The sequence below is a fragment of the Deinococcus indicus genome (assembly GCF_002198095.1).
GTDB lineage: Bacteria > Deinococcota > Deinococci > Deinococcales > Deinococcaceae > Deinococcus > Deinococcus caeni.
On sequence record NZ_NHMK01000010.1, the window covers coordinates 99386 to 125239 of the forward strand.

General features: G+C 73.3%; 20 protein-coding genes. 3 read left to right on the top strand and 17 right to left on the bottom strand.

The features are described 5' to 3' along the window. Positions 1-94 precede the first annotated feature (94 nt). Positions 95-2101 carry a potassium-transporting ATPase subunit KdpB gene (gene kdpB / locus CBQ26_RS07580; protein ID WP_088248141.1) on the bottom strand — a complete coding sequence of 669 codons (2007 nt, stop codon included), beginning with the start codon at positions 2099-2101 and terminating at the stop codon, positions 95-97. Positions 2102-2345: 244 nt separating this feature from the next. Here kdpB and CBQ26_RS07585 point away from each other — a divergent pair, with 244 nt between their 5' ends. Both CBQ26_RS07585 and CBQ26_RS07590 read left to right on the top strand, forming a co-directional pair. Then, positions 2346-3872 carry a sensor histidine kinase gene (locus CBQ26_RS07585; protein ID WP_088248043.1) on the top strand — a complete coding sequence of 509 codons (1527 nt, stop codon included), beginning with the start codon at positions 2346-2348 and terminating at the stop codon, positions 3870-3872. Further along, positions 3865-4539 carry a response regulator gene (locus tag CBQ26_RS07590; protein ID WP_172417975.1) on the top strand — a complete coding sequence of 225 codons (675 nt, stop codon included), beginning with the start codon at positions 3865-3867 and terminating at the stop codon, positions 4537-4539. The genes CBQ26_RS07585 and CBQ26_RS07590 overlap by 8 nt, the downstream gene beginning before the upstream one ends. 34 nt (positions 4540-4573) lie before the next feature. Here the strand turns inward: CBQ26_RS07590 and CBQ26_RS07595 are convergent, their stop codons facing one another. The 12 genes from CBQ26_RS07595 to CBQ26_RS21805 all read right to left on the bottom strand — a co-directional run bounded on the left by CBQ26_RS07595 (position 4574) and on the right by CBQ26_RS21805 (position 16885). After that, on the bottom strand, positions 4574-5863 hold the full coding sequence (locus CBQ26_RS07595) for a nitroreductase family protein (RefSeq protein WP_088248044.1): 1290 nt from the start codon (positions 5861-5863) through the stop codon (positions 4574-4576). A gap of 35 nt (positions 5864-5898) precedes the next feature. Next, positions 5899-7401, bottom strand: coding sequence for a YcaO-like family protein (locus CBQ26_RS07600; RefSeq protein WP_088248045.1), 1503 nt, complete (start codon positions 7399-7401; stop codon positions 5899-5901). Next, positions 7398-8960 (bottom strand): hypothetical protein, encoded by a 1563-nt coding sequence (locus CBQ26_RS07605; protein WP_088248046.1) that lies wholly within the window; start codon positions 8958-8960, stop codon positions 7398-7400. Before CBQ26_RS07605 ends, CBQ26_RS07600 begins: the two co-directional genes overlap by 4 nt. Before the next feature lie 99 nt (positions 8961-9059). After that, positions 9060-10586, bottom strand: coding sequence for a thiopeptide-type bacteriocin biosynthesis protein (locus CBQ26_RS07610; protein WP_172417976.1), 1527 nt, complete (start codon positions 10584-10586; stop codon positions 9060-9062). Beyond that, positions 10583-11707, bottom strand: a complete 1125-nt coding sequence (locus CBQ26_RS07615; protein WP_088248048.1) for a lantibiotic dehydratase C-terminal domain-containing protein — start codon at positions 11705-11707, stop codon at positions 10583-10585. Before CBQ26_RS07615 ends, CBQ26_RS07610 begins: the two co-directional genes overlap by 4 nt. After that, positions 11697-14228 carry a lantibiotic dehydratase gene (locus tag CBQ26_RS07620; RefSeq protein WP_143342008.1) on the bottom strand — a complete coding sequence of 844 codons (2532 nt, stop codon included), beginning with the start codon at positions 14226-14228 and terminating at the stop codon, positions 11697-11699. The genes CBQ26_RS07615 and CBQ26_RS07620 overlap by 11 nt, the downstream gene beginning before the upstream one ends. A 27-nt stretch (positions 14229-14255) precedes the next feature. Beyond that, on the bottom strand, positions 14256-15770 hold the full coding sequence (locus CBQ26_RS07625) for a YcaO-like family protein (RefSeq protein WP_088248050.1): 1515 nt from the start codon (positions 15768-15770) through the stop codon (positions 14256-14258). 73 nt (positions 15771-15843) lie between these two features. Further along, positions 15844-16005, bottom strand: a complete 162-nt coding sequence (locus CBQ26_RS21785; RefSeq protein ID WP_172417977.1) for a thiopeptide-type bacteriocin — start codon at positions 16003-16005, stop codon at positions 15844-15846. Positions 16006-16060: 55 nt separating this feature from the next. After that, positions 16061-16225, bottom strand: a complete 165-nt coding sequence (locus tag CBQ26_RS21790) for a thiopeptide-type bacteriocin (RefSeq protein WP_172417978.1) — start codon at positions 16223-16225, stop codon at positions 16061-16063. A 67-nt stretch (positions 16226-16292) separates the two neighbouring features. Then, on the bottom strand, positions 16293-16457 hold the full coding sequence (locus CBQ26_RS21795) for a hypothetical protein (RefSeq protein WP_172417979.1): 165 nt from the start codon (positions 16455-16457) through the stop codon (positions 16293-16295). Positions 16458-16503: 46 nt separating this feature from the next. Next, positions 16504-16665: a thiopeptide-type bacteriocin gene (locus CBQ26_RS21800; RefSeq protein ID WP_172417980.1), complete on the bottom strand. Its 162-nt coding sequence runs from the start codon at positions 16663-16665 to the stop codon at positions 16504-16506. A 55-nt stretch (positions 16666-16720) separates the two neighbouring features. After that, a complete protein-coding gene (locus tag CBQ26_RS21805) occupies positions 16721-16885 on the bottom strand; it encodes a hypothetical protein (RefSeq protein WP_172417981.1) in 165 nt (54 codons plus the stop codon). Positions 16886-17350: 465 nt separating this feature from the next. On the opposite strand from CBQ26_RS21805, the gene CBQ26_RS07630 reads away from it, so the two are divergent. Next, positions 17351-18586, top strand: a complete 1236-nt coding sequence (locus CBQ26_RS07630) for an MFS transporter (RefSeq protein WP_088248051.1) — start codon at positions 17351-17353, stop codon at positions 18584-18586. A gap of 214 nt (positions 18587-18800) precedes the next feature. Here CBQ26_RS07630 and CBQ26_RS07635 read toward each other — a convergent pair whose 3' ends face one another. The 4 genes from CBQ26_RS07635 to CBQ26_RS07650 all read right to left on the bottom strand — a co-directional run bounded on the left by CBQ26_RS07635 (position 18801) and on the right by CBQ26_RS07650 (position 25707). Beyond that, positions 18801-21077, bottom strand: a complete 2277-nt coding sequence (locus tag CBQ26_RS07635; protein ID WP_088248052.1) for a xanthine dehydrogenase family protein molybdopterin-binding subunit — start codon at positions 21075-21077, stop codon at positions 18801-18803. After that, positions 21074-22093 (bottom strand): FAD binding domain-containing protein, encoded by a 1020-nt coding sequence (locus CBQ26_RS07640; RefSeq protein WP_088248053.1) that lies wholly within the window; start codon positions 22091-22093, stop codon positions 21074-21076. Before CBQ26_RS07640 ends, CBQ26_RS07635 begins: the two co-directional genes overlap by 4 nt. Continuing rightward, positions 22090-22605, bottom strand: coding sequence for a (2Fe-2S)-binding protein (locus CBQ26_RS07645; RefSeq protein WP_088248143.1), 516 nt, complete (start codon positions 22603-22605; stop codon positions 22090-22092). The genes CBQ26_RS07640 and CBQ26_RS07645 overlap by 4 nt, the downstream gene beginning before the upstream one ends. Positions 22606-22713: 108 nt before the next feature. Further along, on the bottom strand, positions 22714-25707 hold the full coding sequence (locus CBQ26_RS07650; RefSeq protein ID WP_088248054.1) for an AfsR/SARP family transcriptional regulator: 2994 nt from the start codon (positions 25705-25707) through the stop codon (positions 22714-22716). Positions 25708-25854 lie beyond the last annotated feature (147 nt).

Sequence of the window (25854 nt, forward strand, 5' to 3'; positions counted from 1 at the left end):
AGGGCGAGGGCGATCAGGCCGAAGCAGGCCAGGGTCAGGAGAATGAGCAGCAGGTCCACGGGATGACTCCTTGAGAGCACAGAGAGGGAGGGGATCAGAACAGCGGCGTGATGAGCAGGTCCGTGACCTTGATCGCCACGAACGGCAGCAGCAGGCCGCCCAGGCCGTACACGAGCAGGTTGCGGCCCAGCAGCGACGAGGCGCTCATCGGGCGGTACGGCACGCCGCGCAGCGCGAGCGGCACGAGCGCCGGGATGATCAGCGCGTTGAAGATCACGGCGCTCAGGACGGCGCTCGCGGGGCTGTGCAGCCGCATGACGTTCAGGGCGCCCAGGTCCGGGTACGCCGTGACGAACAGCGCGGGCAGGATCGCGAAGTACTTGGCGACGTCGTTCGCGACCGAGAAGGTCGTCAGGGCGCCGCGCGTGATCAGCAGGCCCTTGCCGATCTCGATGATCTCCAGCAGCTTGGTGGGGTCGCTGTCCAGGTCGACCATGTTCCCCGCCTCCCGCGCGGCCTGCGTGCCGGAGTTCATGGCGAGTCCCACGTCCGCCTGCGCGAGTGCCGGGGCGTCGTTCGTGCCGTCGCCCATCATCGCGACGAGCCGTCCGCCGCGCTGCTCCTCGCGGATCATGGCGAGCTTGTCCTCGGGGGTCGCCTCCGCCAGGAAGGAGTCCACGCCGGCCTCGCGGGCGATGGCGGCGGCGGTCAGGGGGTTGTCGCCGGTGATCATGACGGTCCGCAGGCCCATGCGGCGCAGCTGCTCGAAACGGTCGCGGATGCCGGGTTTGATGACGTCGGACAGGGCCACCGCGCCGAGCAGGCGGCTGTTCTCGATCACGACCAGCGGGGTCGCGCCGCCGCGCGCCATCGCGTCGGTGATGCCGGTGAGTTCCGGCGGGACGGCCGCGCCGCGTTCCCGCGCGAGGTCCGCCACGCGGCTGCCCGCGCCCTTACGGATGCTGACCGGCCCGGCGGGCGTGACGAAATCCACGCCGCTCATGCGGGTCTGCGCGCTGAACTCCACGAATTCGGCCCCGGCCGGTTCTGGCGCGTTCACGCCCCGTTCGCGGGCCAGGGCGACGATGCTGCGGCCCTCCGGCGTGGGGTCCTGCAGGCTGCTCAGCAGCGCGGCGCGCATCAGGTCGGCCGGGTCCACGCCGGGCAGTGGGCGGAAGTCGGTCGCGAGGCGGTTGCCGACCGTGATCGTGCCGGTCTTGTCGAGCAGCAGCACGTCCACGTCCCCGGCCACCTCGACGGCCTTGCCGCTGCCCGCGATCACGTTCGCCTGCAGGGCGCGGTCCATGCCCGCGATCCCGATGGCCGGCAGCAGGCCCCCGATGGTCGTGGGAATCAGACACACGAGCAGCGCGACGAGCGTGACCGGCGCGGCGGGCGCCCCGGCGTATGCCGTGAACGGGTAGAGCGTCACGGTGGCCAGCAGGAACACCAGCGTCAACCCGCTGAGCAGGATGCCGAGCGCAATCTCGTTCGGGGTCTTCTGGCGGCTGGCGCCCTCGACCAGGGCGATCATGCGGTCCAGGAAACTCTCGCCCGCGCCGCTGGTGACGCGCACCACGATCCGGTCACTCAGGACGCGGGTGCCGCCGGTCACGCCGCTGTGATCGGTGCCGGCCTCGCGGATGACGGGGGCGCTCTCGCCGGTGATGGCGCTCTCGTCCACGCTGGCCAGTCCCTCGACGATCTCGCCGTCGGCGGGAATCAGGTCGCCGCTCTCGGCGACGATCAGGTCGCCGCGCCGCAGCAGCGCGCCGGGCACGGTCTCCTCGCGTCCGTCCGTGAGGCGGCGGGCGGTGACGTCCTCCCGCGCCGAGCGCAGCGACGCCGCCTGCGCCTTCCCGCGCGCCTCGGCCAGCCCCTCGGCGAAGTTGGCGAGCAGCACCGTCAGCGCCAGCAGGGCCGTGACCGTCAGCTCGTACGCCCACGGGCGGCCCTGCGCGGCGGCCTGCGCGGTCAGCAGCAGCGTCACGAACGTCCCGACGTACACGACGAACATCACGGGATTGCGCGCCTGGGCACGCGGCGAGAGCTTGCGGACGCTGGCGACCAGCGCGGCGCGCAGCAGCGGCGGGGCGAAGATGCCGGGCTTCCGGTCGCCGCTGGCGGGCGGTTCGGGCGGCCGCGAGGCGGGCGGAAGGGGCGCGGCGCGGACACCGGCACTCACGGGGCACTCCCGGCCGGACCGGTCACATGGGGTCTGGTTCTCATGCCGGGCATGCTGCGCCGCCGGCCGCGCCGCGCCCACTGGCCGCCTGACGCGCCCCCCTGGTCAGGTGGCCAGTGGGCGGCCCGCACGGGCGGACGCTAGTGTCGGGGCAGCGATCATGACGACCCTGCCCCCTTCCGCTCCTTCCGCCGCGCCCGTCCGTGACAGCCTGCTGTGGAGCCTGTCGCTGCCGCTGCTGCTGGGCGTGCTGCTGCTGGACCTGCTGACGCCCGCCTCGCTGGCCGTGGGGACGCTGCTGTGCGCGTCCGTGGCCTTCGCGGCGCTCGGCGCGTCCCGGCAGCTGACCCTGACCCTGACCGGCCTGTGCGTCGGCGCGAACGTGCTGGCCGGCGCGCTGAACGCCGACCGGGACGGCCTGGACGCCACCACCCTCGCCAACCGCGCCGTGAGCATCCTGGCGGTCCTGCTCGTCGGGTTCCTGAGCCTGCGCGCCCGCGAGGCCAGGGCCCGCGCCGCCCGCATCGAGGAGGACGCCCGGCAACTCGAACGGGAACGCGCGCTGCGCGCCCTGGCCGAGGCGATGGGCGGGCCCCTCGGGCAGGCGGAATTCGTGGACCGCGCCGCGCACGCCCTGCGCACCCTGACCGGCGCGGACCACGTCGAGATCGGCGCGGTCGAGCGGGCCTTCCTGCGCGCCCCGCACGCCCTGGCGGGCAGCGGTCCCGGCCGGCTGAACACCCGCCTGCCGCTGGACCTGCTCGCCCACCCGGCCGGCGCGCCCGACGTGTGGGCCGTGGACGGCGGCCGCGTGCAACTCGCGCGGCTGCGCCGGGTCGGCACCGGCACCGGCACCGAGGAGGCGGACCTGCTGATCGTGATCGGCGGCCCCCAGACGCCCCCCAACCTGACGGCCGAGGCGGTCCGCGCCCTGCAACCCATCCTGGACCGCACGGCGCTGCTCGACGACCTGCGCGTGCAGGGCGCGCAGCTGGCCGAACGGGGCGAGGTGCTGCGCGACCTCGTGTACGCCTTCTCGCACGACCTGCGCACGCCGCTGCTGGCGAACGCCATGAACCTGCGCGCCGCGCTGCGCGGCGGGTTCGGCCCGCTGCCCGCCGAGTACCTCGCCACCCTGGAAAACGGCCTGCAGGCGAACGAGGCGCTGCTGGACCTCGCCGACCAGCTGCTGCTGCTCGCCAAGTACGAGGCGGACGAACCGGACGCCGAACCGCAGGTCGTCGCGCTGCGCGAGGTGCTGCTGGGCGTCCTGCGGGACCTGAGGGGCCGCGCCGCCGAACGCCGCGTCACGCTCGAACCGCAGCTGGAGGGCGCGCGGGTGCTCGGGCAGCGGCACGACCTGCGCCGCGCCGCGCAGAACCTGCTGGAGAACGCCGTGAAGTTCAGCCCGCCCGGCGGCGAGGTGCGCGTCACCCTCAGCGCCGCCGACGGCGAGGTCCGCCTGACCGTGCAGGACGAGGGGCCGGGCGTGCCCCCCGCGCGGGCCGCGCGGCTGTTCCAGCGCTTCCGGGGCGGCGGGGCAGGCGGCGGCACCGGGCTGGGCCTGTACCTGACGCGGCGCGTGGCGCAGGCGCACGGCGGGAACGTCACGTACGCCCGCACCGGCGCGGGCCGCAGCGTGTTCACGCTGACCCTGCCCGCCGCGCCCGAGGGACCCCGTGCCTGACCCGGCCCCCACGCCTGACCCCGCGCCCGCCGCGCCGCGCCGCCTGCTGCTGGTCGAGGACCACGCCTTCACCCGTGACGGCCTGCGCGCCACCCTGAACCTGGAACCGGACCTGCGCGTCACCACCGAGGCCCGCAGCGGCGAGGAGGCCCTGGAACGCCTGCACGCCGCCGGGCCGGACCTGCCGGTGGACGTCGCCGTGATCGACATCGGCCTGCCTGGCATGGACGGCATCCAGACCGCCGCCGAGATCCGCCGCCGCTGGCCGCCCGTGCGGATCGTGATGCTCACCGCGCACGACCTGCAGGCCGAGGTTTTCGCGGCGCTCGCCAGCGGCGCCGACGCCTACTGCCTGAAAAGCGCCCAGCCGGAACTGCTGCTGCTCGCCATCCGCGCCGCCGCCGCCGGCAGCGCCTACCTTGACCCGCAGGTCGCGCGGCACGTGCTCGGCGCGGTCCGCGCGCCCGGCACGCACTCTCCCCTCACGCCCCGCGAAACCGAGGTGCTGCGCCTGATGGCCGACGGCAACGGCAACCGCGAAATCGCCGCCGCGCTGACCCTCTCGGTCAGCACCGTGAAACTGCACGTCCAGGAGATCCTGCGCAAGCTCCAGGCGTCCGACCGCACGCAGGCTGCCGTCAAGGCCCTGCGCGCCGGCCTGCTGTGACCGCGCGGACTGGCAGCCGGGGCGGCCGCGCAGCTCACGCGGGGGCGGTGACGGGCCGGCCCAGCCGCTGCGGGAAGCCCTGATCGCGGTCGCGGCCGACCAGAACCTCGTACAGGGTCGTCTGCCCGGTCTGTGTGAAGCCGAACAGCCAGTCGAAGTATTGTTCGTCGTGGCTGACGGCCGGCCGGGCGAACAGGTTGTGCGCGGCCGCCGCGACACCCAGCCGCTGCGCCAGTCCGCCCGCGAACCCGTGTGCCTGCTGGTAGGGTTCCCAGCGGTCGCTGGCGTACAGGTCGCCGGTCTGCACGGCCACGAACCATACGAGCGGGCAGGGACGCACGTCGAAACCGGGCGCGATGAACGCGGCGCGGTCGCTCTCGCCGGGGTCCTCCAGGGGCCGCCGCAGGGTGGGCCGGCCGGACGGGTCGAAGGCGTAGGCGCCGGCCGGCAGGCCGTCCACGTGGCGGATCAGGGCGTGCAGGCTCCCCGCGTGGCCCGTGCGGGCCAGGGCGTAGCGGGCCATGCGTTCCACGCTGCGGACGGGGAGCCGCACCGGGCTGGGGAACATTCCGTTGAACCCGTGCCCGGAATGCCGCTGCAGCAGGCTGCGGTTCAGCGGGACCGGCAGGTCCGCCACCGGCCCCGCATGAGGGAACGGGGCGTGCCAGACGGCGCTGAGCGGTACCTCGGCGTCCGGGGCGTCCCAGCGCAGGTCGGCGGTGAGGGGCGAGTCGGCCGCCTCGAGGCCGTGCGTGTCCAGCGCCAGCCGGAGCTGCTCGGTGACGTGCCCGGCCTCCAGGAACATCAGGCGGGTCGAGAAGTCCCCGTACGTGTTGCGGACGCGGCCCGGCACGCTGCTCAGGAGCCAGCCGTCCGCGCAGCCGGCCGGTGCCGTGGCGAGCAGCGACGCCCACCAGGCGGGCGACGCGGCCGGTTGCAGCGTGTGCCGGACCGGATGGTACCGGTACAGGCCGGCCGGCAGGTGCGGGTGCCGCAGCGCCACGTAGTGCAGTTCGGTCGGGTAGCGGCAGCGGGGGGACGGCGCCAGCCGGTGGAAGGCGTAGTGCTCGGTGGGTTCGTAGCGGGTCAGGCCCAGCGTGTGGAACGCCACCGAGGCGATCTGCTCCAGGGTCAGCGCGCCCGCCGGGCGGGCCTTGGGGGCGTGCAGCTGCGCCCAGTCGCGTTCCGGCAGGGGCGCCGGGGCGGGCAGGATCACCTCGGCGTCACGGGCGGCGGTGAACGGAGCGGCGGCCGGCGTGAACAGGCCGCGCGGCGCGGTGCGTTTCTGGTAGGTGGTGGTGTAGAACTGCGTGGCGGCCGTCATGGGCGTCTCCTGTGGTGCGCGGGGGTCGGGGCGGTTCAGGCGAACGGGTGCGGGTCGGCACTGACCGGCAGTCCCGGCAGGTGCCGCGCGTAGCGGTGCCCGTAGTGCATGGGCAGCAGTCCCGGACACAGGACCCGCACGCAGGTCAGCTGCAGTCCGCTCAGGACCGGCGTGGTCTGATCCACGCTGATCAGGCCGCAGCGGCCGCGGGTGAGTTCGTGCAGGTCCGCCAGGGTCCGCAGCGCCGGGGGCGGGGCGAGGTCCGCCGTGACCGCGCCCTGCAGCCGCCGGTCGATCACGGCGCGGCGTTCCGGGTGAACGTACGCGAGGCGGTGGTCGTCCAGGCTCAGCACCTCCTGCGGCCGGGCGGTCAGCCACTCCGCGCGGCGCTGTTCGTCCGGCGTGAGCGGCATGGCCGCGCCGCGCAGTTCCTGAAGGCAGGCATTCAGGGCGTCCGGCCAGTCGCGGCCGGCGGCGGTGACGCAGACGGTCGCCGGGTAACGGCCGTCCCAGCCGTCCTGCCGGGCGACCCCCAGCACCACGGGCACCGGGAGGTCCGGGGCGATGTCGTACAGGTCCACGCGGTACCCCAGCGCCCCGAGGCTCGCGGCCGTGACGGTGTCCGCCCGGAGGGCCGGGGCGCGGCGCGGGCGGGTCAGGCCGTACCACCAGCGCAGCGCCGCGTGCCGCTCGACCACCTCCAGGAACGCGGCGGCCACCGCTTCCTCCGGCGTGCGGCCGACCGCGCAGCCGCTGGAGTTGTTCGCGATCCAGGGCCGGCGGGTCCCGCGGTGGTAGTACACGAGGTGCTCCTCGACCCAGACGGGCGCGCCCGTGTGGTGGTCGTGTCCCTGAAGCCACAGGCGCGGCTCGGCCGGATCGAACGGCGCGCACTCCGGCGTGGGGGCCGGCAGTCCCGTCTGCCGGGGGTCCAGCGCGCCGCTCAGGTCCGCGAAGGCCGCCTCGCGGCGGGGCGCGCCGCTCAGGTCGAAGAGGCCCGCCTGCCGTTCCAGCGCCTCGAGCAGGGCGACAGTGGCGGCGCTGCGGTGATCGCCGGTGCGGCCGACGCCGTACACGCGCTGCCCGGCGGCCTGACTGGCGAGTTGCGCGCTGACCAGGGCGTCGGCGCGGTTGACGTGCACGTTCAGGACCGGGCCGAGCGGGCTGACCAGCCGGGCCGGGTCGAGGGCCGGCAGGGCCTGCCGGGCGGTGGGCCGCTGCGGGTCGGGGATCCAGGTGCGGGGGGCGCTGCCGGTGGCGGGCCGCGCGGCGGCCTGGGCGGGAACGCGCGTGACCTGTCCGCGGTCGTCCTCGATCAGCCAGGCCCAGGCCGGGTCGCCGGGCAGGGCCGCGCAGGCCTGCACGAGACGCGCGGCGGCCGGGAGCGGCGCGACCTGCGCCGGGTGTCGCAGCGGGTGCCCGGCGTTCCGGGCCTGTTCACGCCACGCGTCCCGGTCTGCCCCGGCCGGCGGGGGCAGGAGCGTGAACCCGCCGCCCCGGACGGCCGCCCCCAGATCAGTGGTGGGCAGGGCCGTCATGACAGGCCGACCCAGCCGACCCAGACCTGCTCGGCCGTCAGGTGCGCGTACGCCGGGGCCAGGTGCAGCGGGCCGGGCAGTCCGTCCCGGCCGGTGTCGCCGGGCAGTGGCGGGTAGGGCGCGGTGTCCAGCTGGCCCTGCGTCTGACCGAGCCGCAGCGTCAGCGCGCGTCCGAGGGCGTCCTGCGCGGTGAAACCGGCGGCCGTGACGTGACCGGAGGGACTGCCGAGGCGGGCGACGACCAGCGGCCCGGCCGCGCCGACCTGCGCGTCAAGCGGCTGCCGGTACCGGTCGGTCAGCGTCTTCCACCAGTGCGCGCCTTCCGGGCCGAGCAGATCCGGCGCGTCCACCGGCGTGAACGCCGCGCCGTCCCCGGCGAGTCGCTGTTCGGCGTTCAGCAGGGCCGCCATGCGCCTGAATTCCGTTTCCGTCCGGCCCCACGCGCGCACCCAGCGGCCCGGACGGTCCGGACGGTCGGGCAGGGTGCCGGCCAGCGTGCCGAGCAGCGCGGCCGCGCGGGCGTCGCCGGGCGCCGCGCCCACGCCCACGCCGACGTCCGGGGAGGACCGCCGGCGGGCGCGGACCAGGTACAGCGGCAGCTGCGGCAGGTCCTCCTCGTCCAGTGAGGCGAGCGCGCCGCTGAAGGGATCGACCAGCGAGGCGGCTCGGGCGCCGTGAACGTCGTGGGTGGTGTCGGCCAGGGTGTGGTTGTCGATCCGCAGCAGCTGTTCCGACACGACCGACGGCAGGTCCGCCAGCAGGCGGAACACCTCGATGGCGGTGCGCGCGCCGGTCACGCTGTACGCGCTCCAGGTGTCCGGGCCGGGCGGCGTGAACGGTAGCCCCTCGAGCGTCCGCAGGTCGCCGTCCGTCACGGGGCCGACCGTGCAGAAGTCCGCGCTGACCACCACCGGCAGCGTCCGGCCTCCCGTCAGGTCGGGCGAGCGCAGGGCGGCGCGGACCTCCTGCGGCGTGCCGGTCACGATGGTCAGCGCCGGGGGCGTTCCCTGCGCCTGATCGGTGACCTGCCAGTTCAGGGCGGGGTCGGCCGCGCCGCGCAGTTGCGCCAGCAGCTCGGCCCGCAGCGGGTCGCCGGCCGGCAGGATCACCTGCCCGTGCCGGACGCCGCTCTCCCACAGCGCCGGCGCGAGCGTCCGCACGACGGACCCGCCCCCGACGATCCGGACCGGGCGGGTCAGGACGTGGTTCAGCGCCTGCCGGGCGTGCGGCGTGAAGCGCTCCAGGTACCCCAGGCTCGCCGGGTAGTGCTGCAGGGCCAGCGGATCGACCGGCACCGCCCGGTTCTCGGTGTCGTCGCGCACGGCGCCGATGCGGTGCAGCTGATCAATCAGGCCCTGCACGACCTGCGCGGACGTCCGGTCCAGGCGGGCGGTGATGCCGCTCAGCGGATGCTGTCCGTTCAGGAGCGGCGTGAGGCGTTCGAGCAGCGTGAACAGGTGCCGGCCCTGGATGCGGTGCGCGGCGCCGTCGATCGCCACGGTCAGGCCGTTCGTGCCGAGCGGGGTCAGGTACACGTCGTTACGGAGTTTGGGGTACACGTCGCACTCTCCTTCGGGGTCGGGATGCCGGGATCGGCCGGGCGGGGAACTCAGCGTTCAGCGTGTCACTGTGGTGAGCACGTCACGGCGGTCAGCGCGTCATTGCGGCTGGCTGAGTTCGTGGCGGGCGTAGGCGAGGAAGGCCTGCTCGGCCGGGCCGAACATCAGGCGGTTCCAGTGGAAGATGATCAGGATGGCGGCCAGTTCACGCGGGCCGCGCGTCAGGTCGCCGGTGCGGTTCAGGTCCGCGATGGCCCGCGCGGCCTGCCGGGCGCCGGACAGGTCGCCGTGCGCGCCGGGCAGACCGGCCAGGAACTGCGCTTCGAGCGCCGCGTCGGACCGTGACAGCAGCGCCTCCAGCAGGGGACGGGTGCGGGCGAACGCCGCCTCCCAGCTGGGATGCGCGCCGCCCCGCAGGGCCCGCACGCGGCGCCACACGTCCCAGCGTTCGAAGGCGTCCAGGCCCAGGTCCCGCAGCAGCAGTTCCGTCCAGACGTGCGACGCGCCCTGCCGGGCGCCGGCCCCCCGTTCCCCGAGCGCCAGCGCCACCCGCGAGTCCAGCGCGAACAGTCCGTGCGCCAGCGCGGTGGCGGCCGCGCCGCCCAGCAGTCCGGCTTCGGGTTCGTACGGCGTCCTGACGGCCTGCGTGAGTGTTCCGCGCTGCCGGGCGGTGTCCAGCGCCGCTTCCAGCCGGGCGGTCACCTCGGCGGTCCGTTGCGGGTCCGGCAGGCGCAGCCGCAGCCGGGCGTGCAGGCCGCCGTCCCCCTTGAACATGATCCACGGGTCGCGGATCAGGTCCGCGTTCAGCAGGTCCGGCAGGGTGGACGCGAACACGTCGCGCAGCGCGGCGGCGGGGTCCGGTGCGTACAGCCGCCACTGCAGCCACGTTCCGAGCGGCGCGTCCACCTGCGAGAGCTGCCCCAGGTCGTCCGTCCCGGGCCCGCCGAGCGCGACGGCGTACAGGACGTGCTCGGTGTCCGGCAACCGCAGCACCTGCGCGCTCACGTCGTCCAGGAAGTTCCCGAGCGGCACGGCAGGCAGACCGGCCGCGGCGGCGCACAGCAGCAGGTTCTGCGCCATGTGGCCGCTCTCCTGCAACGCGAACCGGTAGGCGCGTTCGCCGTACTTGTGACCCATGACGCCCAGGTCGGTCGTGATGAACACCACGGCGGCCGCGCGGGCCAGGTCCCGCTCGTGCGCGAAGTGCAGGGCGCCGGCGACGCCCGACCCGTCGGGCGCCACCTCCAGCAGCGCGTGATGCTGCGCCTGGTAACGGAACGCGCCGCCGGGCAGGTCCGTCACGCGCAGCGGCACGACGTACGCCCGGTTGGCGTGGAAGCCGCCGGCGCTGGGGTAGGTGCGGCGGCCGGGGGCGCTCGCGCCGAGCGACAGGCGCAGCACCTCGCCCAGCAACTCCGGCGTGAGCGGCGCGCCCGTGAAGGCCCGGCTGGACCGGCGTCCGGTCAGCGCGCCGGCCAGGGACTGCGCCGGCAGGTGGCCGGGCGGCAGGCGCCAGCCGGCGGGTTCCGACGTGACGGGCGGAGCGACCGGCGGAATGCTGGGCGGGCGCAGCGGCGAGTAGCTGGACTGCGCGTGGAACGCCGCCGACGCGGGCAGCAGCGTCACAGCGTCCCCACCAGCGCCGCGCGCGGCGTGACCGGGCGGGGTCGGGGCGCCGTCCAGGGCCGGTCCCGGAACGCGTCCTCGATGGTCCGGGACGCCACGTAGCACACGAACAGGCGGTCCAGGGCGCGTCCGCCCGCCGTGATCATCTGCTGGTACATCAGGTTCACGAGCAGGCGCCGGGCCACGATCTCCGGCTCGCGGCTCAGGCGGGACAGGTCGCTGTCCGGGTCGGCCAGTCCGGCGTGCCAGGCACTGAGGGTCTCCGTGAGCGGGCGGGCGTCCTCGCCTTCCATCGCGTGGTAGTCGAGGGTCGTGGGCAGTCGCAGCGTCTGCGCGGCGAGGTCCTCCATGATCCGCCCGTACGCGTCCCGGAAGGCGGCGCGCAGCGGCAGCAGGTCCTGGTCGGGTTCGCGCGCTTCCAGGTACAGCCGCCCGATCAGCCCGGCCGCCTGCAGGCGCTTGTGCTCGAAGGGGGCGCGCAGCGACTCGTTCCCGTTGAAGAAGTACGCTTCCGCGTGCGATTTGAAGGTCAGGCCGACGCTCGGGACGCTGCAGAACGACTCCTCGCCCAGGCCCTCGAAGGCATGCGCGAACGTGAACGCCCAGCGCAGGAACGTCGGCAGCCGGCCTTCCTGCTGGGCGCGCGGGTCGAGGGCCGCGCGCAGCACGTCCTGCGTGTCGTTCCAGAAGGCCCGCGCGGCAGCGGCGCCGCGCGGCCCGCCGAACATCTCCTCACGCATCCGCAGCGGTCCGGTCGTCACGGTTCCGCCCGGCACGAGCGGCAGCAGCGGCTCCGTGACCAGTTCCGCCTGCGCGACCGACGTGAAGCGCCGCAGGTACGCGTCGGCCGTCAGGTCCACCGGCGGACCGTGCGCGGCCCACCAGTCCAGTCCCGCCGTCCGCAGGGCCTCCGTGACGCCGGGCAGCGCGTCGGGCGTGGTCTGCACGTTCACCTGCACGTGCGGTCCCCGCAGCCAGTGGCGTTGCAGGAACGCCGCGCGCACCTGCCCGCCCGCGCGCAGCCCCGCCAGGGCCGGCATGAGCGCGTCGCGCATCAGGCGGTCCTTCCCGGCGCCGTGATGAAAGAAACGGATCGTCCACCAGTTCAGGTCACTGTTCATAGGGTCCCTCCTGCACGTCGAGATGCACACTGAATTCGCAGGTGCGGGCGTCACCGTCCACCTGCACGGTCCCCTGCCCCGGTCCCGGCAGGGACTCCTGCACGAGGACCGTTCCCTCCACCGATTCCAGCCAGCGCGCGAAACTCCGCACGCTGAAGAGGCTGTCCATCAGGAACAGCTGCGGCTTGACCGGCCCGGTCACCTGCGCCGCGAACGGGTTCTGCCGCTCTGCCGGCAGCGCGTAGAACCAGCGCGGCAGCCCCGCCGCCTCCCAGCCCGCCGCCAGCCGCTCCCAGTACGCGAGGTCCGTCTCCTGAGGGTCGCGCCGCCACGGCGCGCCGTCCGACAGGAACCACGACGCGCGTGACACGACCGTCCGGCCGCACAGCACGCGCGGCACGAACGTCACGGGCTCCACCGGTCCCTCACTGCGCAGCTGCGCGTACAGCAGGGACGCCAGCGGCAGCGCCGCCGCGCCCGACGCGCTCAGTCCCACCGCCGCCTGATCGAGCGGCGCGAGGAACCCCGTGTGGTACGTGCTGACGTACTGCGCTTCGAGCAGCTCTCCGGACGGCGCGCGCAGCAGCAGGCGGTGCCGTTCCGGGTCATGCACCAGCGTCACCTCGTGCAGCCGCAGCGCCTGACCCGCGAATGTCCCGGCGGGCGTTCCCGGCGTGAACACCGCCGAGCCGTACAGGGTGGGGAACATGTTGATGCTGCTCTCGCTGGACACCACGACCTGCGCGCCGCGCCGCTCCCGGACCCAGCTGCCGAACGCCGCCGTGCCGCGCAGCAGTCGCCACACGCGGCACAGGGCATTGAACTGACCGGCCATCGCGCCGTTCAGCACCAGGCCGTCGCCCTCCCCGCTCGGCTGGAACAGCAGGTCCAGCGCCTGCGGGAACAGCGGTCGGGGCAGGGCCGACCCGTCGATCGTCAGCGGCCCGGCCGGCGAGCGGCGGTAACGGGCGTACAGGTCCGCGAGCAGCGCGTCCCGCGCGTCCCACACGCGGTGCAGGTCCTCCCACAGCCGGGCCGTGTAGGGGTCCGCGCGGTCCGGCCACTCCTGGGACGCGTGGCGCAGGAACGCCGCCGCCTGCCCGCACGCGCCGCCCACACCGAACTGCGCCGCGAACTGCGCCACCTGCCGCAGCTGCCGTCCCTGTTGCAGGTTGAACAGCGCCAGCAGCCGCCCCAGTTCCTCCAGTTCCCCGTCGGCGGACGTGAACGGCAGCGCGGCGCCGACCGGGGTCAGGGTGGCGTTCTCCAGCAGCAGGCGGGAGTCAGGCGGTAACGTCACCGGCACGTCCAGCCGCGCGAACAGGGCCGACAGCGCCTGCCGGATCTCGCGCCGCGCGTCCGGGCGGACGGTCACGTCTCCCGCGTAGCGGTCCACCTGCCCGGCCAGTTGCCGCAGCGACCGCTGCACCTCACGCGCCAGCGGCGCGGCGCTGCGGTCCAGCGCGCCGCACAGGGCCCCCAGCGGGTCGTCCAGGTCGTCCGTGAACGTCACCTCCGGCCGCAGCAGGCAGGCGTCCACCCACCCGCGCGCCGATTCCAGCGGCACGCCCAGCGCCGAGGCGATCACCGGCAGCGGCTGCGGCGCCGCTCCCGTCAGGCCCGCGACCAGCCGCTCCAGCGCCGGCTGCTCGCGCAGCGTCACCCAGCGGTCCTGGCGGCCCCCCGGACCCTGCCGGCGTTGAAAGAGCCGCCACTGCCCGCCGGCGCGGTGCAGGTCCGGGTTCAGCACGAAACGCTGGGCGCCGCGCAGGTGCGGGTGCTCCATCACCGCCCCGAACAGACGGATCAGCACGCCCGCCTGAAGCTGAACCTCGCTGCGCGGCCCGGTGAACGCAGCGGCCAGCGGCCCCGCCGCGTGCTGCGCCGTGAAGGCCGTGAACGTCAGGCGGCTCATGGGGCTCGTCCGGAACGCTGCGCGCGTCAGGTACGTGAACAGCGACAGTTCCAGCTTGCGCCACTGCGTGACGGACCCCGGACCGGCGCGGCGGTACGCCTGCACCGTCGCGTGCAGGTCCGGCGCGACGCACTCCAGCGCCCCCAGCAGGTCCGGCGACCGGTCCAGCAGCGCCCGCAGCGCCCGCTGCCGCCCGGCGTACTCCTCCTCCAGCTCCTGCTCGGCGGCCATCCGGGCGGCCCCCGCGGCCTCCAGCCGCTCGCCGGCACCCTGCACCTCGGCCCAGCGCGACGCGTTCCAGCAGGAGGCCAGGACCTGCGCGTCCCGCGTCTTCACCGGCCCGCCCGCCCGCACCTGCCGCCGGGCGTTGATCAGCGCGCGGCGCACCTGATCGTCCTGCGCGAGCGGCACCTCGGCCTCCAGCAGCTCCGCCACGCGGCGCAGGTCCTCACGCGCCTGGCGCTCCAGCCGCTCGGCCCGCCGCGCCGCCGCCAGGGTGCGGGGAAACAACAGCGCGTCCAGCAGGTCCGCACTCAGTCCCGCCACCCGCCACGTCGTGTACGGCGAGAGCGTCCAGGTACTCTGAACAGAAACAGGATTCGACATGGAATGCTCCTTTGAGTTCGGGGCGTATCAGGGAAACGGGTGCGGCGCGTCGTTGAACGGGCGACCGGCCAGACGCCGCCGCAACCGCCGGCAGCCCCGCACGCGGCGGCCCGCCTGACCGAAGGTGAGCGGCAGGCTGTCCGGCACCACGGCCCGCACGCACGACAGGCCCAGCGCCGACACCACCGGCGCACCGATATCGACGAACACCACGTCCGGCCGCGACCGCAGCAGCCGGTCCGTCAGGCGGCGCAGGTTCACCGTGATGTCCGGATCACGCCACGCCGCGCCGCGCCGCAGGAACGCCCGCGTCGCCCGGCAGTCCGGCACGTCCGGGAGAAACCGCAGGAACGCCTCCCCGGCCGGGTGCGCGTAGAACTCGAAGTGATCGAGGTGCGTGACCACCGCCCGCTCGCCACGGTGCAGCGCCCCGCCCAGTCCGGCGTTCACCCGCGAGGAACCCAGTCCGACATGCAGTTCCTCCAGCGCGCCGCGCAGCGCCCGCACCGGATCGAGATGCGCGGCCAGCGCCGTCAGCGTGGACGGCTGCCCGGCCCTGCGGCCCCGCCCGAGCACCCACACGACCGGCACGCCCTCCTCCGGCGGCGTGATGTCGAAGGCCTGCACCTCGAAGCCCTGGAAGCGCAGGTCGTCCAGGAGGATCAGGGTGTCCGGGTCCGTGAGCAGCGTCAGATCCAGCCGGACCGCGCCGGCGCGGGTATACCAGGCCATCAGGAACGCGTCGCGCTCGATCACCTCCAGCGCCGCGTACAGCATCGCCTCCTCCGGCACGCTGCCCAGCGCGCATCCGCTCGACGATTCGTTCAGGTACGCGGGATCGGCGCCGTACCCCATGAACACGTGCCGCGCCGGCACCAGGATCTCCTCGCCCGAGCGCAGGGACACGCCGCTCACCCAGTCGATCTCCAGGTCCGGGCTGTACGCCACGGCTCCCGGCACGTCGAGCTGCACCAGCGAGCCGGGGTCCAGCACCCGCCGGTCGGCCGCCAGTGGCCGGCAGGCGCCCCGCACCAGCGGCTGACCGGCGTACACGCTGCTGCGCCGCTCCAGCGCTTCCAGCTGCGCGGACACCCGCGCCCGGCGCACGTCACGCTGCCGGCCTACACCGCTGTCCGGCTGTCCCAGCAGCGACACCGGGACCGTCTCGGTCGGGAGGCGCAGCGCCGGCCACCGCACCGGCCGCCAGTCGCGCGGCAGGGCCCCCAGGTCCGGCAGGCTGACCCGCGCGCTGCCCGGCGTTCCCTCCGGACGGGCGCGCAGCTGCGCCGTCAGGGGCCGCGCGCCGCCCGGACCGAACGAAATGAACTCCGCCGTCAGGGTCAGCAGATCGACCCGCCACGCGCCGCACGCCCGACGCGGAAATGCGTTCAGGTAGGAAACCGGCGGCAGGGCCGGCAGCGGAGCAGACTGCAGCGTGGAGTGCGTGAACTGCTCCAGCAGCACCTTGAAATATTCGTCTGTGTTATGGCCGTCCAAAATAAAGGCGTGGGTGGCGTTCCGGTACGTGACGGGGGCCGGCATGGGGCTGCTCCTTTGAGAGAAGCGGGAACTGAAAACAGTGTTTCCAGTTCCCGCAGCGAGACGCGCTCCGGTCTTAGCGCTCGATGACGACGGTGCAGGAGTACTTCGGGCTGACCGACGCGCCCGCTTCGGGCAGGGCGTAGGCGTCCTCCTCCACGGCGACGCTCACGTCCTCCAGGTGCAGGTCGTTCAGTTCGATGACTTCGGCGGTGGCGGTCGTGGTCTGCTCGTTCATGTGGACTCCTGAGGGCTGGCGAGAGGGCGGGGGCCTGAACTGCGCGGACGCGGGATCAGTTCGGTTTGATGACGACGGTGCAGGAGTACTTGGGGCTGGCCGAGGCGCCCGCTTCGGGAAGCGCGTACGCGTCTTCCTCGACGGCGACGCTCACGTCCTCCAGGTGCAGGTCGTTCAGTTCGATGACTTCGGAGGTAGCGGTCGTGTTCTGCTCGTTCATGTCGACTCCTGTTGGGTGAGGAAAAAGAGTGGGGTTGACTGGCACTGACCGGGACCCGGCCCTTGGATCAGCTCAGGTCGATGACGATGCTGCAGGAGAAGCGCGGGCTGAGCGACGCGCCAGCCTCGGGCAGGTCGTAGGCGTCCTCCTCTACGGCGACACTCACGTCCTCCAGGTGCAGGTCGTTCAGTTCGAGGGCTTCGGGGATGGCGGTCGTGGTCGGCTCGTTCATGTGGACTCCTGTGGTGTCGTGGGAAGGCAGGAAGAACAGCGGGTTTTTACAGCTCGATGATGATGCTGCAGGAGAAGCGCGGGCTGGCCGAGGCGCCGGCCTCGGGCAGGTCGTAGGCGTCCTCCTCGACAGCGACGCTCACGTCCTCCAGGTGCAGGTCGTTCAGTTCGATGACTTCGGGGATGGCGGTCGTGGTCGGCTCGTTCATGTGGACTCCTGTGGTGTCGTGGGAAGGCGGGAACGGAGACGGTCGGCGCGGAAACTTACTCTCGGGCGATGATGATGCTGCAGGAGAAGCGCGGGCTGAGCGACGCACCCGCTTCGGGCAGGTCGTAGGCGTCCTCCTCGACGGCGACGCTCACGTCTTCCAGGTGCAGGTCGTTCAGCTCGAGGGCTTCGGGGATGGCGGTCGTGGTCGGTTCGTTCATGTGGACTCCCTGGGGCGCCTTCCTGGCGAACGGCTGTTGATTTCTGGTTCCTCGCCACGCTGGCCCTGTTGATCGGTTGCGGTGGATGCTCGCTGGCGAGCGTTCCCTTGCACTGTCAATGTGGAGGCCGGACTGCAGGTCAGTTCCTCGAAACGTCAGCGTGCCACTCGCTGTGAAGTGCCGCCCTGTGCTGTAGAACGTGGTGTCTTGCCCTCGCTCTGCATTCAAGCTACGAACCCACCGGGGACGCGGCAGGGACAGGCCCGGAGACAGACCTGCGCCCGACTGGCCGGCCCACCTGCAGCCGTGAGCACTCCATGAACACGCGCCCTGGCCGTCGCCCCCCAGGCGGCCCGGCTGCCTTTCGACACCGTCCCAGGCACGAAAACCCTGCCTTCAGGCCTGCGCCGGTGTCCCCGCCCTGTCCCCACGCCGGGAGGAGAGTGGACGCCGGAGGTAGTCCCTATGCGAGCGAACCCGCCCACCCGACTCTGGAACCGCCACTTCACGCTGTTTCTCCTCGGCACCACGCAGTCCGTCTTCGGCAGTACCCTCACCGCCGTGGCGATGGCGTTCCTGGTCCTCGAACTGACCGGGTCCGCGGCCGCCACCGGCCTGACCATCGCCCTGGCCACCCTGCCGCACGTGTTCGGTCCGCTGGCCGGCACGCTGGTCGACCGCATGTCCCTGCGGATCCCCCTGATCGCCGGGGACATCGCCCAGGGCGTCCTGGCCCTCGTGACGTGGGTGCTGGCCGTGAACGGGGTCCTGCCGGTCGGGTTCATCTACGCCTCGGCGCTGCTCAGCGGCGTCATCACCGTATTCTACCGGCCCGCCTCCGAGGCGCTGCTCCCGACCCTGGTCCCCAGGACCGAACTGGTCCGCGCGAACACCATCCTGCACGGCGGCACGCAGACCGTCACGCTGCTCGGGTACGGCGTGTCCGGCTGGCTGGTCACGGCCATCGGCGTGAAACCGGCCCTGCTGGTCGACGCCCTCAGCTTCTTCGTGATGGGCAGCCTGTTCCTGCTGATCGCCATGCCGCCCGTCGCCAGCGACCCGCGCCAGCAGACGTTCCTTCAGGACCTGCGGGGGGGCTTCGCGGCGCTGCGCAGCATCCCGGTCCTGGGGGCGCTGGTCGGCGTCGGGTTCGTGGTGATGGCTGCCATGGCCCCGCTGAACATGCTGCTGCCCAAACTCTCGGTCGACCTGGGCCTGAGCGCGCAGGGCTACAGTTCGAGCATGATGGCCCTGACGGTCGGCATGATCGTCGGCAGCGCCGTGATCGCCTGGATGGGCAACCGTTTCCGGGCGCGGCCCGCCGTCACGCTGGGCCTGTTGATCTGCGCTGTGTTCTACGCGCTGCTGACCTTCGCGCAGAGCATCCCCGGCCTGATGGCCCTGACGTTCCTGCTGGGGCTGGGCATGAGCGCCAACCAGGCGGGCACCATGTACCTGATCCAGACGCTCACGCCCCCGCAGTACCTCGGGAGGGTCTTCGCGGTGGTCATGTCCAGCATGATGCTGGCCCTGCCGCTGACGCTGTTCCTGCTGGCGCCCATCGCCGACCGGGTGCAGAGTGCGGCCGTCTTCGCCGGCGCGGCGGCCGTGATCCTGTGCACGGTGGCCGCCTGGATGGTCCTGCAGCGGCAACCGGCCGCGCCGGCCAGCCCTGACCTTCTGGCCGGCGCGAACGACTGATCCGGACTCCGATAGAGAGGCCTGCAGCGCCGCCAGGGCCGGGCAGGACGAGGGAAAGCGGGTGGCGGGCCGGTCGGAGGAACGGGAGGCAGGTGGATTCCAGAGCAGAGGCAGGGCCGGTCAGATGACCGGCCCTGCCTCTGCGTACTGCGGGATCCGTGCAGCCCCGGAGAGCTGCAGTTCCGGGGTATGAACGAACCGGACGCGACGCGGCTCAGCCCAGCAGCTTGTCCACGGTGATGGGCGTACTGCGGATGCGTTTACCGGTGGCGTGGTGAATGGCGTTGGCGATGGCGGCGGCCGTGCCGACGATGCCGAGTTCCCCGGCGCCGCGCGCGCCGAGGGCGCTGGTGTGGAAGTCCGGGTGGCCGTTCAGGGCGATGGCGCGGACCTCGCCGATGTCGGCGTTGACGGGAATGTGGTAGTCGGCGAGGTTGGCGTTCAGGACGAGTCCGGTGGCGGGGTCGGTCTCGCCCTGTTCGTGCAGCGCGGCGGACACGCCCCAGATCAGGCCGCCGATCAGCTGGCTCTCGGCGGTCTTGGCGTTCAGGACCTGCCCGATGTCGAACGCGCCGACGATGCGGGACACGCGGGGCGTCATGAAGTCCGGGTCGACGCGCACCTCGACGAACACCGCCCCGAACGAGTAGCGGGCGTGGGTGTCCGTGACCGCCTCAATCATGCCGTCCTGTCCCTGTTTCAGGGCGTCGAGTTCCTTCTGGCCGCCGCCGCTGGGGATGATCTCGCGGTACGTTTCGTGCTGGTCGCGGCCCGCGCGGGTCAGGATGTCGGTCAGGGGGTCGCGGAGCGTGCCGGCGTGCAGCGCGCCGCCGCGCACCTCGATGTCGATGGGCGCGAGGCCGTGCAGAGGGCTGAGCGGGTCGTTCACGGCGAGGTCCGTGAGTTCCTGCCGGAGGCCCTGCGCGGCGGCCAGGACGGCGCTGCCGACGCTGCCGGCGGTGCGGCTGCCGCCACTGTAGCCGTTCTTGGGCAGGCGGCTGTCGCCGAGTTTCACGGTGACGCGTTCCAGGTCGGTGCCGAGTGCGTCGGCGGCGATCTGCGCGAGGATAGAGTACGTGCCGGTCCCGATGTCGTGCGAGCCGGCCTCGACGTCCACGCGGCCGTCGGCGTGCAGGCGGGCGCGGGCGGTCGCGGCGCTGGCGTACACGGGGTACGCGGCGGTCGCCATGCCCCAGCCGATCAGGGTGTCGCCGTCTTTCATGCTGCCGGGTTCGGGCGTGCGGCGCTCCCAGCCGAACGCCCCGGCGGCGCGGTCGTAGCATTCGAGCAGGTGCTTGCTGGAGAACGGTTTGCCGCTTTCCGGGTCGGTGTCGGCGTGGTGGCGGCGGCGGAATTCCAGGGGGTCCAGTCCGGCCTCGGCGGCCAGTTCGTCCATCAGGACTTCCAGGCCGAAGCTGCCGCTGGCCTCGCCGGGGGCGCGCATCATGATGTTCGGCCCGGCGTGCGTCTGCACGAGTGTCTGCTTGAACTCCATGTGCTCGGTGGCGTACAGCATCTTGGGAATCATGCCCACCTGTTCGGGGAACAGGTCGGCGGGGCCGGTCTGGGTGTGGGCGTGCAGTTCCAGCGCGCTGATCTGCGGGCCGTCCAGCGCGGCGCGGTACTCGCTGCGGGTGGCGGCGCGGTACCCGACGGCGGCGAACATCTGCGCGCGGGTCAGGACCAGTTTCACGGGGCGGCGCAGGACCCGCGCGGCGAGCGCCGTGACCAGCAGGTGCGGCCAGCTGGTGGCCTTGCTGCCGAACCCCCCGCCCACGAAGGGACTGACGACGTGCACGTCCTCCGGTTCCAGGCCGAGGGCGGCGGCCAGGGTGCCCTGCGCGGACTGCATCCACTGGGTGGGTTCGTAGATCGTGACGCGTTCGTCGCCGTCCCAGTCGGCGATCACGGCGTGCATTTCCATGGGGTTGTGGTGCTGGACGGGCGTGTCGTACGTGCGCTCGATCACGTGGGGCGCGTGTTTCAGGATTCTGCCGGGCTTCCCGCGCGAGTGACCCAGCGGCGGCAGGGGCTTGCGGGCCAGCAGGGGACCGTCCAGCGCGGCCTGCAACGTGGCGTGGTGCGGCCGGCGGTCGTACTCGATCTCGACGAGCAGCGCGGCGTGCCGGGCGGCTTCCAGCGTCTGCGCGACGACCAGCGCGACCGGCTCGCCCCGGTACGAGATCTCCGGCCCCTGGAACGGCAGGAGGCTGGTGCCGGCCGGGCCGCGCGGGTATCCCCCGACCTTGCCCATGTTCCAGCCGTCCGACTGGTGACTGAACACGTCCAGCACGCCCGGCACCTGCCGCGCCGCTGCCGTGTCCAGGCGGCTGACGCGCCCGTGCGCGCAGGCGGCGCTGATCAGGACGGCGTGCAGCACGCCCGGCAGGTCGTGTTCGGCGGCGAAGGTGGCCTCGCCGCGCACCTTGGCGGGTCCGTCCACGCGACTGACGCGGGCGCCCACGTACTTCTTCTGATCTCCAGCGGTCATGCCCTTCCCCCCTGATCGGCAGTCTGGCCGTCCCCGTGTCCGTCGGCGGCTTCGCCGGCCTGCGCGGCCAGCAGCGCCCGGACGATCACGCGGGCCGTCAAAGGCACCTTGAAGGCGTTCTGTTCCAGCGGGGTCGCGCCGGCCAGCGCGCGGCGCGCGGCGTTCTCGAAGGTCTCGCGGGTGGCGGGCTGGCCGGTCAGGGCCGCCTCGGCTTCCGGGGACCGCCAGGGTTTCGTGCCCACACCGCCCAGCACCACGCGCGCCGCGCGGATCACACCATCCTGAACGTCCAGCAGGGCCGCGCAGGAACTCAGCGCGAACTCGTAACTCTCGCGGTCGCGGACCTTCAGGTACACGCCGCTCCCGGCGGGCGGGGCGGGCAGGGTGATCGCGGTGATCAGCTCTCCCTCCCGCAGGTCGTGTTCCAAGTGGGGCGTCTGGCCGGGCAGCAGGTTGAAGTCCTCGAGGCTCACCTCGCGCTCGCCGTCCGGGCCGCGCAGCGTCAGGATGGCGCCGTACGCGACGAGGGCCACGCTGGCATCCGACGGGTGCAGGGCCACGCAGGCGTCGGACGTGCCCAGGACCGCCTGCTTGCGGTGGTGACCGGCGATGGCGCCGCACCCGGACCCCGGCTCGCGCTTGTTGCAGGCCGTGAACGACGTATCCCGGAAGTACGGGCAGCGGGTGCGCTGCATGACGTTCCCGCCCATGCTCGCCATGTTGCGGATCTGCTGCGACGCGCCCGCCAGCAGCGCGTTCCGCAGCGCCGGGTACCGCGCGGCGATGAGTGGATGATCGGCCACCTGTGCCATGCTGGCCAGCGCCCCGATCCGCACGCCACCGCCGTGCTCGGCGATGTCCACCAGCGGCAGCGCCGTGATGTCCGTCACCTGCGCCGGGCGTTCCACGTCCAGTTTCATCAGGTCGATCAGGGTCGTGCCGCCCGCCAGGAACCGGCCCGGCTGCCCGGCCGCCTCGCCGACCTCCTGCGCGCGGACGTATGTGAAGGGCCTCACTGCCCCGCTCCGGCGCCCTGACCCGACGTTCCGGCCACGTCCTGAATGGCCGCCACGATCTGCGGGTACGCCGCGCAGCGGCACAGGTTCCCGCTCATGAACTCGCGGATGGCGTCCGCGTTCCCGGCCTGGGCCTGCTCCACGCACGCCACGGCGCTCATGATCTGACCCGGCGTACAGTACCCGCACTGGAAGGCGTCGTGCTCGATGAACGCCGCCTGCATCGGGTGCAGCCCGCCCTCCGGGGCGAGGCCCTCGATGGTCGTGACCGCGCGGCCCTCGCAGCTCAGGGCCAGGGTCAGACAGCTCAGGTGCGTCTGGCCGTCCACATGCACGGTGCAGGCCCCGCACTGCCCGTGATCGCAGCCCTTCTTAGTGCCGGTCAGGTGCAACCGCTCGCGCAGGACGTCCAGCAGGGTCGCCTGCACAGGCACGTGAACTTCCTCCTGCTTGCCGTTCACCGATAAGGTCAGGGCAAGGTCCGGGTCGGGCAGGGTAGCGCTATGGGACATGTCGGGTTCCTCCACCCTCCACGCTACCCGTCATGTGGAATGGCTGACAGTCGGTTGTTGTTCAGGCGGTGTTAACCTCCCTGCAGTTGAAATTCATGCGCTTGCCCCTCAGGTCAGGGGCAGGCCCCGCGCCTTCAGGCGGCGGACCACGGCGCCGGGCACGTCCTCGTCCAGCTGTGCGCGCAGGTGCCGCGCGTACGTCCGGAACGCCCCGAGCGCGTCCCTGGGCCGGTCCGGCAGCAGCGCCTCAATCAGGGCGAGGTTCACCGCCTCGTCGGTGGGTTCCAGCTGCGCCGCGCGGCGCAGTCCGGCCAGCGCCGCCTCGCCGGGCGTGTTCGCGGCGTCCAGCACGGCTGCCAGCATGGCCGAGCGCAGCTGCTCGCGCAGGTCCTGCGCCCAGTCGCCCTCCAGGCCGGGTAGCGGCTCGCCCAGGTACAGCGCGAGGGCCTCTTCGACCCGGCCCTCCCCGATCAGGGTGACGAAGGTCCGCGCGTCGAGGCGCACCTGCACGTCCGGGTGCAGCCGGTAGCGCTGGCCGTCGTACGGCACGGGATCGAATGACCAGCCGGCCGCCTGCACCAGCGAGGCGCGCAGTTTGCGCACCGCCACCCGGAAGTACTCGTGGTGCCGGCGTTCGCGGGAGCCGCTCCACAGGTCGTTCATGATCTCGGCGGAACTGCCGGCGCCGTGCCAAGCGAGCCACACCAGCACCTCCGCCGATTTCGCCAGGGTCAGCCGCACCGGCCGGTCGCCCGCGGCGGCACCCAGGGCGCCCAGCACCCGGACGTGCAGGGCGGCCGTGACGGCCGCCGGCCGTTCAGCGGCGTGCCGTTCAGGGGCCGGCGGCCCGCTGGCCGGCAGAGGTGGCGGGGCGGCCCGCCCCAGTAGCGCCGACAGCGGATGGTCCGGCTGAAGGTCGGTCAGCGCCCGCGCCAGCGGTACCAGGGCGTGCTCGTCGAGGGTCAGGGTGGTCACGGCCACGGTCCGGCACAGTTCGCGCGCCCGGTCGGCGTCGGCCGGGCCGAGCGGCCCCTCCCGGCGGCGCAGTTCCATCAGGTACAGCTCGGCGCGCGCCGGGTGCGAGCGGCTGATGCGGTGGGTCGCCTCCAGGAACCCCTGCCGGGCGGCCTCCCAGTCCTGCTGCGCCCAGGCACGCAGCGCGGCGTAGAACGGCAGGAGCGACTGACTGCCCTGCGCGGCCAGTCTCGCGGCCGCCTGCCCGAAGGCTTCCTCGGCCGCGTCCGCCTGCCCCAGGTACGTGCACAGTTCGAAGCGGGCGAGCAGCGCGAACGGTTCGAGCACCGTCAGGTCCATCCGGCGGATGCAGTCCAGCGCCTGCTGGACCGATCCGGCCGCGCCGTTCAGGTCGCGGTCCGCCACCTCGATCTGCGCGCGGCTGAGCAGCACCTGCGCCACCATGACCGGGTTCTGGCTTTCGGCGATCCGCAGCGCCTGCGCGACCGAGCGGGCCGCTCCGGCGGTGTCCCCGGCGTACAGCGCCTCGTCGGCCAGGATGTTCAGCAGCGGCACGCGCCGCACCTGCTGCCGCTGCTCTTCGAGCAGCGCGTCGGCCCGCTCGACGGCCCGGCGCCGCTCGTCCCACCGTCCGAGCATCTGGTACGCGTACTGTCCCATGGTCAGGGCCGCCGCTTCCTCCAGCGGCGCGTTCCGCTGCCGGGCCTGCGCGGCGGCCGCCTCGCAGACGTCCAGGCCTTCGTGCACCTGCCCGAGCGAGATGAGCGCCACGGCCCGCTGCAACGCCAGCGACCGCGTCTCGTCGGGCGGGAACAGCGCCAGCCCCAGTTCCGCGAGGCGCAGCTGCTCGCGTGCGTCCCCGCGGCGCGTGGCGAGCAGCGTCAGGGCCGTGAAGCCCAGCGCGGTCGTCAGGCCCTGCGCGTGCAGGTCCCGCAGTTCCTGCTCGCCGGCCGCGACTTCCCCCACCTCGAGCCGCGCGACCGCGCGGTATTCCCGCCACCACGGGGGCGGGTCCGGGACGTCCAGGGTCTGCAGCGTGGCGTGCATCAACGCGAACTCACGGCCGTCTTTCAGGCGCGGCAGGACCGTCGCGGCCAGTTCGAGGATCAGGGGAAGCTCGCGGGCCTGCCCCGCGTGATGCAGCGCCCGCAGCGGATCGGAGTCCGCGAGCCGCCGGGCCTGACGGGCGTGCAGGTCCCGGAAACGGGCCGCGTGCCGGCGCAGTTCCGCGTCCAGGGTGCTCAGCAGCAGCCCGTGCGGCCTGAACCACCCGCGGCCCAGCGGCGTGAGCGGCAGGCCCGCCCGGCGCAGCGAGTCCAGCCACCCGGCTGGGAGCTGCAGGCCCAGGGCCTGCACCACGTCGTCGTGCCATTCGCTCAGGACGCTCAGGTCGGGCAGAAGGTCCCGCAGCGAGGCTGGCAGGACGTTCAGCGCCTCGCGCATCAGGTCGGCCGGTTCGAAGGTCGTCTGCGCGCCGCTCGCTGCGAGGGACACGCCGGCTGGCCAGCCCTCCAGGGGCGTGACGGTGGCGCGCAGTTCCGCCGGAGCGTCCCGCGCCTGCAGGAACGCGTCGGTTTCCGGTCCGCTGAACGCCAGGTCCGCGCTGCCCAGCACCGTCACCTCGCCGGCGGCCGTCCAGCGGGCCAGCGGGAGGGCGTCCATGGCGACGCCGCTGAAGATCACGCGGCTGGCCCACAGCGGCTCGAGGAACAGGGTGAGCAGCTGCCCGGTCGGGCGGCTCAGCAGTTCCGTCCGGTCGATGTACACGGGCAGGTCCGCGTGCCGCTCCAGCACTGCCGTGGCCAGCGCGTCCACCGTCCGCTCCGGCGTCGCCTCGCGCTCCGGCGCGCTCCCCCCCAGCAGCAGCGACACGGCCCGCCGGAGCGACGACAGGAAGAACTCGACTTCCGAGTCGCTGACCGTGAGGCTCAGCCACAGCAGCGGCCGTTCCAGGGCCCGCGCGTGCTGGGCGAGCAGCGTGGTCTTCCCGTACCCGGACGGGGCCAGCAGCGCCAGCCGGCCGATGCCCGGCGTGGACAGCCGGGACAGCAGCGGGTACCGGCCCAGTTCCGTCCGCAGGGGCCGGGGCACCAGCACCGACGGATGGGACAGACCGGGAAGGCTCATGGAATCCACACTATATGGGAAAGGCGCGGCCTCCCGGAGACCCCCATTCCTCCATCGCCTGTTCCCACCCGGCACGCCGGGCAGGAGGGTGGGAACAGGCGCAGGCGCATCGGAGCGCGGCGCGGTTATTCCCACCCTCTTCCCAGG